Source organism: Xanthobacter sp. YC-JY1, assembly GCF_021730305.1.
Classification (GTDB): Bacteria; Pseudomonadota; Alphaproteobacteria; order Rhizobiales; family Xanthobacteraceae; genus Xanthobacter; species Xanthobacter flavus.
The window spans coordinates 2,853,799-2,867,137 of record NZ_CP032674.1; the positions used below are offsets into that span (position 1 = coordinate 2,853,799).

Annotated in this window: 10 protein-coding genes; all 10 read right to left on the bottom strand. The window is 62.2% G+C overall.

Translation table 11 applies throughout. The features are described 5' to 3' along the window. Positions 1-4: 4 nt before the first annotated feature. The 10 genes from D7006_RS13345 to D7006_RS13390 all read right to left on the bottom strand — a co-directional run bounded on the left by D7006_RS13345 (position 5) and on the right by D7006_RS13390 (position 13,333). A complete protein-coding gene (locus tag D7006_RS13345; protein ID WP_237353322.1) occupies positions 5-1,699 on the bottom strand; it encodes a GMC oxidoreductase in 1,695 nt (564 codons plus the stop codon). Positions 1,700-1,711: 12 nt separating this feature from the next. Beyond that, entirely contained in the window at positions 1,712-2,299 is a 588-nt protein-coding gene (locus tag D7006_RS13350; protein ID WP_237353324.1) for a putative colanic acid biosynthesis acetyltransferase, read from the bottom strand. Between the two features lie 34 nt (positions 2,300-2,333). Beyond that, positions 2,334-3,323, bottom strand: a complete 990-nt coding sequence (gene rfaD / locus D7006_RS13355; RefSeq protein WP_237353326.1) for an ADP-glyceromanno-heptose 6-epimerase — start codon at positions 3,321-3,323, stop codon at positions 2,334-2,336. Between the two features lie 12 nt (positions 3,324-3,335). Beyond that, positions 3,336-4,529: a glycosyltransferase gene (locus D7006_RS13360; protein WP_371744946.1), complete on the bottom strand. Its 1,194-nt coding sequence runs from the start codon at positions 4,527-4,529 to the stop codon at positions 3,336-3,338. 163 nt (positions 4,530-4,692) lie between these two features. Beyond that, a complete protein-coding gene (locus tag D7006_RS13365) occupies positions 4,693-5,973 on the bottom strand; it encodes a lipopolysaccharide biosynthesis protein (protein ID WP_237353329.1) in 1,281 nt (426 codons plus the stop codon). Positions 5,974-6,045: 72 nt separating this feature from the next. Continuing rightward, on the bottom strand, positions 6,046-7,038 hold the full coding sequence (locus D7006_RS13370; RefSeq protein WP_237353331.1) for a glycosyltransferase family 9 protein: 993 nt from the start codon (positions 7,036-7,038) through the stop codon (positions 6,046-6,048). A 105-nt stretch (positions 7,039-7,143) separates the two neighbouring features. Continuing rightward, on the bottom strand, positions 7,144-8,628 hold the full coding sequence (rfaE1, locus tag D7006_RS13375) for a D-glycero-beta-D-manno-heptose-7-phosphate kinase (protein WP_237353333.1): 1,485 nt from the start codon (positions 8,626-8,628) through the stop codon (positions 7,144-7,146). 103 nt (positions 8,629-8,731) lie between these two features. Further along, the gene (locus D7006_RS13380) at positions 8,732-10,498 is read right to left on the bottom strand and encodes a hypothetical protein (RefSeq protein ID WP_237353335.1); all 1,767 of its coding nucleotides are present in this window, start codon (positions 10,496-10,498) and stop codon (positions 8,732-8,734) included. A gap of 64 nt (positions 10,499-10,562) precedes the next feature. Further along, the gene (locus D7006_RS13385) at positions 10,563-12,035 is read right to left on the bottom strand and encodes a hypothetical protein (RefSeq protein WP_237353336.1); all 1,473 of its coding nucleotides are present in this window, start codon (positions 12,033-12,035) and stop codon (positions 10,563-10,565) included. Positions 12,036-12,115: 80 nt separating this feature from the next. Then, entirely contained in the window at positions 12,116-13,333 is a 1,218-nt protein-coding gene (locus tag D7006_RS13390) for a WcaI family glycosyltransferase (protein ID WP_237353338.1), read from the bottom strand. Positions 13,334-13,339: the final 6 nt, after the last annotated feature.

Consider the following 13,339-nt stretch of genomic DNA (forward strand, 5'->3'; position numbering starts at 1 on the left):
TGTCTCAAGCACGTGCCCCTTCATGAAGGAGAGATGAATTGGGCTCGGCGGCGACATCCGCCCCCGCGCACTTGAGCCCCGCCAGATGGTCGGCAAGCCGCAGCCCGAGGGCCACCGCAACAAACGTGGGATTGGCCTGTCCCGACGACGGCAGCACCGAGCTTCCCGCCACGAACAGATTTTCGACGCCATGAACCCGGCACTGGGCATCGACCACCCCGTCGGAGGGCGTCGCGGCCATGCGGGTGGTGCCCGCCTGATGGAAGCCATCCGCGGCCTGGTCGAGCACCGCCGCCAGACGTGCCTCTCGATCGGCCTGGCGGTAGATCAGCTGCCCCACCCCGCCACGCTGCAAGGCTGCATCGATGAGCTCGTGGGAGCGCACGACGGATTCCGCATCCCCGTGCGCAAATCTCAGGTCCACGTCCAGATAGGGCATGCCCAGAGCATCGAAGCGATCGGAAAGGACCACCCGCGAAGCAGAATGCGGCGCGTGCTCCCCGTGATAGTGCAGCGAATAACGACCCGCCCTATTGCGGACGATGAAGCCCGGTTGACGAGGTTTGGTGAGGAAACGGGCTCGCAGGATTTTCAGGATGCCCGACAAGGTTCCGAATGGTGAGCGCAGCACGTTCCGGACGTGGCGCCCCCAGTGGCGCGGCTGGCCGCCGACGTGCGCAACCCGGACCCCCTCCGAAGCAAGCCGGCGTCCAACCGGGGCGAAGGCCAATGCACACCAAACCAGCGAAAGCACACCATTGCCATGCTCGTGCTGGTGGAATGGCGGATTATCGATCCAGAAGGCGGTGTTCAGCACCCCCTCCCGCATCTGTGTCTCGCCCGGCAGGTTCATACGCCGCCGAACATAGGCGCCCTCATCTTGGAAGAAATCATGGTCTGCGACCGAGGTTGGATCGGCCAGCACGATCTCGGCAATCTTGCCGGAGATGTGCCCCATGTAGGTCCGGCCCAGAGGCCCCCCAACGCCCCCGAAGGCGCGCGGATGCGATCTCTGAGACACAAGGAGAAGTCGCGCCGTTTCCAGACCGCCACAGGCCAGCACTGTGAGCGGAGGCGTGATCCGCAGGGAGCCCAAGGCGCCGCCAACCGTGAGAGACTCGACCCGCCGCTCATTGGCATCGAGATGCACGGCGGTGACGGCGGCCCCGAGAACCACGGTGATGCGACGAGACGTTTCGAGGCGCCTGCGATGCAGGACACCCATGTTGATCTGAGGCGTCCATCGCTCCAGGCGCTGGAACTCCACGTCTCCTAGCGAGCCGACCGCGGAAAGCGCGGTGAAGCGCGCCGGCCCGATCCCGAAATAGGCGGAGGCCCGCGCGTAATAGGTCTCGATTTCGGCGTGGGGAATGGGCCAGACCGCATCCGGCACGGACGGCCGATGGGCAAAGTCGATGTCATCGAATGGGACGCATCGCCCGCCCCACCAGCGCGATGTGCCCCCCAAGGCGCGGCACATGGCGATGTCCGTCGGCGCGTGACGCTGCTCATCGACCTTGTGGCCGGCACCGAGGCCCGCCGCGAAAGCGTCGGGCTGCTCCTGGCCCGCCTCCAGGAGCAGAACGCTCAGGCCAGCCTCCTCACACGCCAGCGCCACGGCAATGCCCACGGGGCCGCTGCCGACGACGCAGACGTCGTGCGGCGGAAGGCCCGACAATTGGCCGAGAGAGACGAACATTTCTGCCGCGCCCTAGTTGGGACAATCGGGGAAGCGAACGTTCCGGGGCTTGATCGCCTTGGCCGGATTGCCCACGTAGACCGTCCAGGGTTCGAGATTCTTGAAGGCGCAAGACCTCGCCCCCAGCACCGCACCCCGTCCCACCGTCACGCCCGGTCCCACGAAAGCCTGCGCTGCCACCCAAGCCCGGGCCTCGATCCTGATCGGCGCCGAGCGCAGCTGGAAATTGACGTCCTCGATGTCATGCGTGCCGGCGCAGATGTAGGCGCCCTGCGAGACCAGGGCATAGGGCTCGAGCACGATGCGGCCCATGGAATAGACCGTCACATCAGGCCCGATGAAGGCGTAGTCACCCACCTCGAGATTGGCCGGAGACCAGATTCGCGCGCTCGGATAGATCCCGGCCGTGGGGGCGATCGTCGCGCCGAACCCGCGCAGGATCATGCGCCTCCACCCGTGCCACTTCGGCAGGGTCCACCGCGCCAGCAGCAGCCACGTGATGCGAAATGCCGTGCGGTGAAGAAGGTTCGCCAGGGTGAAGCTGGACCCGCCACGCCAAGTATCCACCCGGCTCGCATCAAGAATATCTCTATCGCTCATAGCTTGGCCTCACCCCTCATCCCTGACGCCCGTCTCACCGGAATTGATCGGCGGAGGAGAGATAGTCCTTGACGTAGCGGGTCAGCCCCTCTTCCAGGCCCGTGGTCGGCCGGTTATAGCCGGCCGCCGCGAGCTTATCGAGCGCCGCGCAGGTGTAATACTGGTACTTGCCCTTGAGGCTCTGCGGAAGATCGATGAACTCGACACGTTCCTCGACGCCCATGGCCGAAAATACGATCTTGGCCTTGTCTAGGAACGAGCGGGCGGATCCCGACCCGACATTGTAGAGGCCGGACTTCACGCCTTGGGTCTTCAGCGCCCATAGCGCGACATCAACGCAGTCGTCGACCCACACGAAATCCCGCAATTGCTCACCGTCAGCATAGTCGGGATTGTCGGAGCGGAACAGGCGGACGAAGCCCTTGTCGCGGATCTGCTCGAACAGCTGGACCGCCACCGAGCGCTGGCCGCCCTTGTGGTACTCATTCGGTCCATAGACGTTGAAGAACTTGAGCCCCGCCCACAGGGGCGGCGTCGGCTCCCCGCGCTTCACCCGGTCAACGACAAAGCGATCGAAGACGTTCTTGCTCCAGCCGTAGGGATTGAGCGGCCTCAGGTCGGACAGATAGGCCTCGTCGTCGCGGTCCAGAAAGCCCTGATCGCCATCGCCGTAGGTGGCCGCCGATGAGGCATAGACCAGCGGGATCTGGTTGGCGGTCGCGAACGTCCACAGGTCGATGGACAGACGCACGTTGTTGTGGACGATCAGGTCCACATCCGTCTCGGTGGTCGTGGAGATGGCACCCATGTGGACGATGCCGGCGATCTTGGAGGCGTTGGCCTTCAGGAACGCATCGCACGCCTCCGGGCGCACCAGATCCAGCAGCCGGCGCTTGGCGATGTTGCGCCATTTGATGTCATTCGTGCCGAGGGTATCGACGATCACGATTTCCTCGCCTGCGGCATCGAGCGCCGCCGCGATGTTCGAGCCGATGAAGCCCGTCCCGCCGGTAATCACATACATGGGTATCGCATCCTAAGTTCGGCCGGCCATGGCGTCACGGCATGCGTCGTTGAGATCCTCGGCGGCGCGGCTGACCTCGAACGAGGACAGGAATATCGCGCGCGCCCGTTCACCGATCACCTGGCGTTCGTCGATGCTGAGAGCGGCAAAGCGGCGCAGCAGGCGGACAACGCCCGGCCGGTCGTCCTCATCCGCGAAGCCGCCGCCTGCGGTCACCTCACGCCAGATATTGACCTTGTTGGTGATGAAGACCGGCTTGGCGCAGGCCATCGCTTCGGCCACCACAATCCCGAAGTTCTCCTGGTGTGAAGGCAGGACGAAGGCCTCGCAGCCGTGGAACCCGCCCCACTTGGCATCGCCCCGCAGCATGCCCGGCCAGTGGATACGGTCGGCGATGCCGCGCCGCTCGGCCTGAGCCTTCAGTTCGGCAAGATAGTCGTCCGAGACCGGGCCGGCCATGACCAGATCGACATCGCCCCCGTCGCTCGCGATTTCGGCAAAGGCATCGATGAGCAGATCGCAGCCCTTCTTGGGATGGATGCGGCTGAGATAGAGCAGATAGGGGCGCCGAAGGTTGGGCACCAGCGCGCGAAACGCCTCGGTCTGCCCGGGGCGCAGCGGGCCGGGATCGGAGGTACCGTAGGCCACCACCCGCTCCTTCGCCCGATAGGGCGTGAAGGACTGACGGGCGAGAATGCGCTCCTCCTCGCTGGTGAAGAGCACGGCCCGCGCATTGTTCACGAGCGGGCCTTCGTTGAACCACCAGAGCGCCTGCTTCATCGCGCCCTTGAGGGGGAAGTTCCGTTTGAACCAGGGGTCCAGCATGCCGTGGCTCATCACGAGATAGGGCACGTCCGCGCCCACAAGCGCGGCACGCGCCCCCACAGTCGAGAAGTTCCAGAGCCCATGGACCGTTACCACATCATAGTCGTGCGTATGGGCCTTCAGCCAAGGGATGAAGGCCGGGCAATAGCCGTAGCGATGCCAAGGACGCCTCACGCCACCAGAGGTCTTGTCCATCGGCTCGCCGCACGCGAAGACCTTCAGCGGAAAATCCTTCACCCACGGCGCATCCGGCGGATCGAGACACACCACGTGCTCCTCAACGCCCGCGGATGCGTGGAACGGAGCCTGCTGACGGATGCCCTCGATGGGGCCTCCGTGCCGTGGATCCACGCTGGCAATGACCCTTAGTCGCAACCGCATTGGAACCCCGAAGATTGAAACATGAAGTGAGTTCCCATGCGCGTTGGGGCGCCAAAGAGAATGTCAGGCATCGCAAAGTAGATTTGCGACAATATACATTCAAATGACCCCATCGTGGAGCTTATAGTAACTGAGCATGCGGCTGTCGTCGCCATAAGCCGGTTCACCGCCCGAGCATCAGGACAAGCACGGACATGCCACCATGGAGCAGCAGGAGTGCCGCCGCGATGCCGGTGGCCCCTTCCGACAGCGCCCAGCTGTAAGCGAGCACTGCGCACAAGGCAGTCAGCCCCACGAAAAGATAGGACAAGCGCACATGCCGGTTGATGGCGGCGATTGGTGTGAACAGGCATCCCCACCACATCTCCGCCGCCACCGCAGCGTTGAGCAGGGCGAAGAACGGGTAGACCACCGCCACGTGGCCATGCGTCCACAATTCCATGACGTAGGGACCGAGCGCCCACAGGCCGAGGCAGTAGGCGACGATGCCCGCAATACCGATCAGCACATGGATGCGCTTCAGCCTGGCGAAGGCGCTGGTGTTTCCCTGCCCATGCAACCGGGAATATTCGGGCGCAAAGGAGTAATTGATGAGGTTGGCGGCGGACGTCCCCATGCGCGCCAGGGTCCGGGAGGTGGAGAACAGTACGGTCTCCTGCGCGGTCGCGACCGCACCCAGCAGCACGATCGGTCCCTGGATCGCCAGAGCCTGCGCGAGCCCGAGCAGCATGTAGCTGAAAGAGGGATTGGCCATGCGGCGGATCTCGGCGAGCCGAGCGCCCTTGAGCCCGAGTGGAATGTCCGGCGCCACGCTTCTCAGCCAGATCCACAGGCCGAGCGTGCAGGCGACACGCATCACCAGCACGGCCAGCGCCGCCAGCTCGACCCGCGTGGTGAGCAGGGCAACGGCTACCGTGGCGATGCCCTCCAGCAGGCGCGACGTCGCACCCCAGGTCACTTCGGCCGCCGGCCGGCCGGCGGCGCGCACCCCGGCGCACAGTAGAAGGAGGAACTGGTTCACCACCACGCTGCCCACCAGGAAAAGAATGGTGAGCTTGGCAGCGGTCTCGGTGAGCGGACCAAGAGCGAAAGCCTGCGTCAGCGTGACGGCCTCGATGCCGAGGCCGCAGGCGGCAAGGATAACCGCCGCAGCCACCAGCAGCAGGGCGAAGACGCTGTGATAAACCCGCAAGACACCGGCGTGATCGGATGACGCAGCATGCATCACCATGCTGTTCTTTGCCACCAGGGTGAAGCCGAAGTCGCTCAGCGTGAGATAGCTCGGCACCGCATAGAGCACGAGCCACCCGCCGTAGCGATCCGCCCCCCAGGCGGAGAGCAGGAACGGCACCTGCAACAATTGCACTGCGATGATGACGATCTGGTTGTAGATCTGCGCGGTGAAGGTGAAGCCCACCCTGCGGAAGGCGAGAAGGCGGCTCATGTCAGCATGCACCTTCTCTGCCGGTCGGCGGTTGCAGGATAATGGTCCCGATCACAGCGCGCGATCCTTCCGTCAACCGAGCAGCTCGGCAACTGCGGACACGACCTGCTCCACGGCGATGGCCCGGACGCCGCGCATGTCATGCAATGTCCGGTTATCACCCACGTAGGGATGCCACTTTCGCGGCCGATTGAAGTCTCCGAACAAACCGACGCACGGCACACGCACCGCCGAGGCGAGATGCAGCGGACCGGAATCGTGCCCGATGAACACTCGCGAGCCCTTGATGGCCGCCGCCGATTCACGCGGCGAGAGCGTGCCGCATTGGTTGGAGACCGGACCAGGCCAGGCATCGCGCACCGTCTGTACCCGCTCGGCATCCTCGCGCGCGCCGACCACGAGCAGGCCATGGTCCGGCCGGCTTCTGCCGATCGCCGTCAGAAGCCGGCGCCAGTTATCGATGCCCCAATCCTTCTGCGCCGCCTTGCCGCCCATGTTGATAGCGATGACCGGCGCCCCACCGAGCCCGGCCACGGCCTGACTGCCGGCAGCGATCTCCGCAGCATCAAGCGAGAGATCCCAATTGGCCTGATCGTGCAGGTCGATGGGGCCGAGGCAGCTGAGCGCACGGGCCAGGCGCTCGCATTCCGGCTCCTCCTCCCCCGAGCCCTGCACGACGCGACAGGTGTCGAGATCGCGAGTCCACGGGACGCCGTGCAAATTTCTGAAGCCGCACAGCCGGAAATAGGCAACGTCCCGATACACCCCTGCAAGGCCGCGGGAGGGCATCAGGTAGATCATGGTGTCTGTTTCAAGCTCCAACAGCCGGCGCCGCAGATCCCACAGCGCGGCGGGACTGCGCGTGCCGACGGGATAGGAAATGGCCCGGTGAACCAGCGAGGTTCCGAGCACTGTGAGCAAAGGCGCAGCCTTCGAGGAAATGGGAATGTTGGTAAGCACGATGCGCTCGTGCTCCGGATAAAGCTCGGCGATCCGTCGGAAAAACGGCACGGCGATGATGGTGTCGCCGAGGCTGCCCAGGCGATAGATGAGTAGGCGCTTCATCAGAACAGAATCCCAGGGCGGGGCGGAGCGCGTCCGAAAGCAGAGGCCATTCAGCTGGAGCGCGCTTGGGAGAGCAGGGTAGAAAGGGGCGGCGCGAGAGGCTTCTCAGACGGCGGGAGCGGTCGCTTCGGACTCAGCCCCCTCCCTCATGCGGCGTATCGTGTTTGTCGTACTGCGCCCAGGCACCAGCTCGAACCGTAGCACCCGTCCGCCGCGCGCCAGCACGCTGTCGGCACCCACGATTTCGGAGACCTGGTAGTCGGCCCCCTTCACCAGTACGTCGGGCTTCAGCTCTTCAATCAATTCCTTGGGCGTGTCCTCCTCGAACACCACCACCAGATCGACAGACCCAAGGGCAGCGATCACCTGCGCGCGGTCGGTCTCGCTGTTCACCGGCCGCGTCGGCCCCTTGAGGCGTTTAACGGAGGAATCGGCGTTCACCGCCACGACGAGGCGATCGCAGTTCGCTCGCGAAAACTCGAGGATGCCCACATGGCCGACATGCAGCACATCGAAACAGCCATTGGTGAAGCCCACGGCAAGTCCGTGCCGTTGCCAGGCCGCAACCTGCGCAGCCGCGTCCTTGCGCGACACCACCTTTACCAAAGAGGGTGGCCCTTCGGACGGGCTTTGCCTGTCGAGCTCTACGATTAGCTCGGCGCGCGAGACTGTAGCGGTGCCGCGCTTGGCCACCACCACCCCCGCCGCCGCATTGGCGATAAAGGCCGCCTCCTCCAGTGGACCGCCAGCGCCGATAACAAGGGAAAGGGCAGCGATAACCGTATCGCCAGCACCGACCACGTCGGCCACTTCGCGCGCCGCCGTCGGGATATGCACTGGTTCACCCGTCCTCTGGACAAGAGTCATCCCCTTCTCCGAACGCGTGACAAGCACGGCGCCGATGTTGGTATCGGCCAGCACCTTACGGCCGGCGGCGACAGCGGATGCGTCGTCATCACCCTGAATGCCGGTGGCCATCCAGACTTCATGCAGATTGGGCGTGACGAGCGTGGCGCCATCGTAGCGCGAGAGGTTTGAAGTCTTCGGATCAACGATGATGGGCGCCCCACGGCGGGTCGCGACTTCCACGGCCCGCTGAATCACCCGGGGCGTCAGCACCCCCTTGGCGTAGTCCGACAGCACCAGCACGTCGTGCTCCGGCAGCGCGGCCACGACCTGCGCGATGATCGCGTCCTCGATCTCCTCCGCCACAGGAGAGCTGTCCTCACTATCCGAGCGCAGCATGTGCTGGCCTTGGGCGACGAAGCGCACTTTTTCCGTCGTGGGGCGGGACGGCGAGGCCAGGAACATGGACACGACCCCGGGAGTCTCATCGACGATCCGACGCAACTCGGCACCGCCCGCATCCGCGCCCGTGACGCCGATGAGCGTGCACTGCCCCCCGAGCGAGGCAATGTTGCGTGCCACGTTGGCGGAGCCGCCCGCGATGGTGGTCGAACCGGTCACGGAGAGGACCGGGACGGGGCTCTCCGGCGAGATGCGACGGGCCGATCCCGTCACAAAGCGGTCGAGCATCACATCGCCGAGGCACAGGACACGCACGCGCGGGAAAGAATCAATAATGGACATCTCGCCCCCTCGAAGTGACCAGACCGCTCGGCTGGCAACATCCTGTTCCAAATGTGGGCCCTGCGCCCTTGCGACGTACCATCTGCGGCACCATGGAATCCCTTCAACGCCACGCTGGTCCGGCCGGCGTCGACAGCCGCAGGTCGCCCCACCTGAGGGTTTTCACGCTCGCGCCCATCCCGGTGGAAACCAAGTCTCGCTCCGAGGCCTGGGCGGCCTCGATGTCCGCCACCGCGATGTTTTCGTCTACCGGACCCAGCGTCACGCTCGCAGTCAGGAGGGTTGAACCCAACCGCTCGGGAGAGATGTGGCCGTTGAGCGGAATCGCCAATTCCGCCGCGGCCAGCCCTGCCTCGGTCCGCACGGTCCAGCGACCCGACATGTCCACGCCGTCGAACATGCAGGGGCCGCCGCGCACCACGGCCTTCCAGTTCTGGCACGCGAGGACGAAGACACCGGCATCGAGCTGCTCGGCATGGGCACCCGCGCCTTCAACGGACACGCGAAAAACGAGGGACTTTCCCGGATAGCCGGATCGCGAGCGGTCGGCGGATACGTGCCTGTCACCACTGTTGATGACGGGATAGCAGGCGATGAGAACGCTGCGTTCCTTCTGCTGCGCCCTTATGCCGAAAGACGCGAAATCATATCCGTCCTTCATCACACGCGCGCGGAACACGGCCGGCTTGGGCAAGGCCTTCCAATAGCCGATCAGGGGACGAGCCTGGACCCAGCAATTTCCGATTGACGCGCTCCCCAAGCAAACGTCCTGTTCGAGCCACGTGGTACTCCATAACTCCTCGCCGGATTCGGGAAAGCTCCGCACACGCTCCCGAACGTTCCGAGGCAGCGGGTTCCGGTCCGTGAAATAGACCTGCAAATCCTCCGGACAGGGAAGCATGTTCCAGCTCGGCGGCTGCAAGGGAAGATTGCGATCGACGACCTCCCGACCCAACCGAACAGCCACCTGCGACCATAAAAGCGGCGTCAGCAGGTCTGCATAATACCGGCTATGCGGACCAGCCCATTGCCCAGTCGCGGGATGGAAATGGAACGCGACGACCTCCCAAGCCGATCGCCAAAGAGAGCGCAGCGACTGGAAGGGCGCCTGATCGCCAAGATAATGAATCGAACTTTCGAACTCACTCAATGCGGTGAGCGTGTAGGTCGGGCTATTATATTCAACAAATCCACCCTGATCACGCGTGTATCGAAAGAACCGATCAAGCAGATTTGCACCGTATGCGGACAAATCGGGCCGGCCCAAAAGACGGCCGCTCATGGCGGTCACGCGAATGGCCATCGACACCACATTGGTCGCATCGAGACCGACATTGCGGCGCATGATGCAACCGCAAGCATGGTTCAAGGCAGATCGTGCACGCTCGGTCGCTTCGGCATCCAGCAGCTCGGAATGGTTCCAGAGCATCTCGCAGTATCTGGCACCTATGAAGTTCGCCCAGTTGAGATCGGGTGGGCGCATTGCAGAAAGCGGCTCTTCCGCAAACCATGGCCACGTCCCATAGGTCGGGCTAGCCTGATCTACATCTTGTAGCTGCGCCATACGCTCGATGATCCGGGCGATGCGATGCCTTGCCTCCGGCTGGCCGTAATCTGCCAACGCAACGGCGTAGTCCATGCTGTCGCGCGTCGGGTGAACCTGCATTGCCTCCGTTGTCAACGTAGCGTAGCCAGGTCCTCCACCGTGCCGAACAAGGAGCCCGGCAACTTCGTCCCACCGCGTCGGCGCCATCCGCTTGTCAACGCTGTAGCCAGGCTCTGCTGCTGCAGGATCGATGGTCAGGCCAAAGAGACCTCCCAGCAGAGAGCCCGATAGCAGCTCCAGAATTTCTCTGCGTTGCAGCTTCATGAATCAAGCTCCGCCCAGAACCGTTGCAGGCTCAAGCGAGGAAAAAGCGCGACGGACTTTCTTGTCATTGGGATTGCGCCCCCTCTTGCGGAGGCTTGGCAATTCCCATGGCATCGAGCGCGACCTTCACAACGACAGCAAACGCCACGATAAACAGTAGGTTACGAAAAATATAAATAAATACGCCCGATAAATCAGCCTCTACGATAATAAGAAAAGACGTCCCTATAAAGAGCCCGAAAGGATTTCCGAACAATGGACCAGACAGGCCATTGAGAATTACAAAAAGAATCAAAACAGCGATGCCGGGCAAAAAAAGCACGCCCAAGCCACCACCGACCGCGAAAGAACTCGCAACCAAGCCAACTACCGGCCGAGCAACAATCCCACGGGCACGGAAATTGTAAAACCAGGCAATCTCATCAACGGAAGCGGCAGCACTCTTGGTCACCAAGAAAGATGGCAAGACGCTGGACCACACATTTAATGCATCAAACCCCATTTCCCCTACGGTTTCCGAACCACTCACCACAAGGTTAATAGGGTGGATCAAGCACAGACGGTCAATGTTGAGCATAAATGGAAAAAAATAGTTTAGCCTCGGATCACTCGAAGCACCATAACCCGCCAGGACAGCCTCCGACTGCGCCTGCAATTCGAAAGGATCGAATGATGCCCGCTCCATTACCTCATACGCCAGATCCAAACGCTCCAAGATCGGCAATTCTTTCGCCTGACCGCGTGTAATGTGAATTGCAGGGGAAACATAAAACATCAAAATGAAAGTCAACGCACCACCAAGTACAGCTTCACGGATAATATTGATCCTGGATTTGTTCATCAGGAACACAACGAACGCAGCCGATATACTCGCAATAAAAGACTGTTTTACATTTCCCGCCAATGACACAAACATGATTATCAAAAGCATTCCGCCCAAACGAGCAATACCGCGCCGACTACCGTGTCGGTCAGAAAACGCTAGCGACGCTTCGCAGACCACCGCAAATATCGTTATGAAATAAAACGTGCCAAAAAATCCAATTCCTTCACCGCTATCAACGGCCACTTGCGTCGCCACAGGCCGAAGAAAAACATGCAACGTATCAAACGCAATCCCAATTGGAAAAAAAATCGAAACGCATTTACCAAGTATGGCATCGTCCGATAGATAAGATGACATTTCCCTTGAAAATTTAAACCTGAAACCAATATTACGCGAAACGACATATGCAACAGTTATAGACATAAATCCGGCCAGAATAACAACGGATGCCAAATCTGGGACATCTAGATTTTCATCGACCGGCTGCAAAAGAGCGGTTTTAATTACCAAAGCAAACGTTCCATAATATAAAATAAACAAGAAATATAGAATATCACCCGCACGATGATCTCGAATTGACAAGGAAAAGCAGCCGCAAATGGATATAAGGTAAAGTGATAAAATCACAAAAATATTCGCGCCCATAAAAATCTGGACGCACGCGAGGGCGGTAACAAGACAAAAGTAAATGACAGGTGCGGTCGACTTCATTTTACCACCCTTAATTCAGCGCCCTGTCACGATCGCTACTCGACACAAATTCGCTCCTATTGCGCCGCGCGAAAGTCGCATTAGCTTCGCTGTACAAAAAGCACTTGCTCCATTTTATCCATCGCTCCCTTCTCGGACAAGGTCGCAGCAAGAGCGAGGCATTGCTCGCGGGTTTCCGCCACAGCGCCCGCGGCGTGCGCACTCAGAGCATCGGCCATCGCGCGCGGATCTCCCGGCGTAACAAGGGTCGCGGCGCCGACGAGGAAGTCGGCAAGTTCGGTTCCCGGCTCGGCCGTGACCAAGATCGGCCGGCCGCTCGCCAGCATGCCGCCGAGCTTGGACGGCAGCACCAGATCCGCTGCGCTCGCCTGCTGCGGCAGAAGGTGCAGGTCGCACAGGCTCAGGAACTCGGGCAGACGGGCATAGGGCTGGAACGGCAGGAAATGCACGTTGGGAAGGCCCGCCGCCTGCCGCTGTAGGTCTGCTAGCGAGGGCCCCTCGCCCGCGATGGCGAAGACGATGTCGGAGCTGTCCGACAGCTGTCTCGCGGCCTCGACCACCACGTCAAGCCCCTGCTTGGGGCCGATGTTGCCGGAATAGAGCGCCACGAAGGCATCGCGCGGCAGGCCAAGCTCCTCGCGATAGGCATAGGCCGTCGGAAGGGGACGAACGTGGCCGAGATCGACCCAGTTGCGCACCAAGGCAATGCGCTCCTCGGGAATACCCTTCTGAGCGATCCGCTCCGCCATGCGCTGAGAGATGGTGACGATGGTGTCGAACCGCGACAGGCAAAAACGCTCGAACGCCGCAGCGAGCCGCTTCAGCCCCCCTGCACCGCCCAAATGCCCCACCGCGAAGGCCGCATCCACTTCCAGATCCTGCACATGCAGCACGGTGCGCGCGCCGGTCAGCCATGCCGAGAGCAGCACGAACGGGGCCGCAAAGAGCGTCGGCTCGATGGAAAGCACGGTGTCCGGCCGCCGGCGCAGCGCCCGCCACAGCGTCACAGGGGCTGAAGAGGCGGCGAACGACATGGGCGCGATCAAGCGCCAAATGCCGCCCATGGCGGACCTGACCAGCACGGGACAGCGGTAGAGCCGTGCACCGTCTCGCTCTTCTGTGGAATAGCGGTTGCGATAAGGGGCCTTCACCGTCCAGCCGGGGTAATGGGGCGGCGCGGTCACCACCTCAACCTCATGGCCGCGGCCAGCCATGAGCGCCACCAGCTCTCCGGTGTATTTGCCGCAGCCTGTGAGTTCCGGTGCGTGGTTCATGGCAGAGACGAGGAGCTTGCCCATTTAAAT

Bases quoted from the DNA above. Each gene is read 5' to 3' on its own strand.
- D7006_RS13345 (WP_237353322.1), bottom strand. From the start codon at position 1,699: ATGTTCGTCTCTCTCGGCCAATTGTCGGGCCTTCCGCCGCACGACGTC.
- D7006_RS13350 (WP_237353324.1), bottom strand. From the start codon at position 2,299: ATGAGCGATAGAGATATTCTTGATGCGAGCCGGGTGGATACTTGGCGT.
- rfaD (WP_237353326.1), bottom strand. From the start codon at position 3,323: ATGTATGTGATTACCGGCGGGACGGGCTTCATCGGCTCGAACATCGCG.
- D7006_RS13360 (WP_371744946.1), bottom strand. From the start codon at position 4,529: ATGCGGTTGCGACTAAGGGTCATTGCCAGCGTGGATCCACGGCACGGA.
- D7006_RS13365 (WP_237353329.1), bottom strand. From the start codon at position 5,973: ATGAGCCGCCTTCTCGCCTTCCGCAGGGTGGGCTTCACCTTCACCGCG.
- D7006_RS13370 (WP_237353331.1), bottom strand. From the start codon at position 7,038: ATGAAGCGCCTACTCATCTATCGCCTGGGCAGCCTCGGCGACACCATC.
- rfaE1 (WP_237353333.1), bottom strand. From the start codon at position 8,628: ATGTCCATTATTGATTCTTTCCCGCGCGTGCGTGTCCTGTGCCTCGGC.
- D7006_RS13380 (WP_237353335.1), bottom strand. From the start codon at position 10,498: ATGAAGCTGCAACGCAGAGAAATTCTGGAGCTGCTATCGGGCTCTCTG.
- D7006_RS13385 (WP_237353336.1), bottom strand. From the start codon at position 12,035: ATGAAGTCGACCGCACCTGTCATTTACTTTTGTCTTGTTACCGCCCTC.
- D7006_RS13390 (WP_237353338.1), bottom strand. From the start codon at position 13,333: ATGGGCAAGCTCCTCGTCTCTGCCATGAACCACGCACCGGAACTCACA.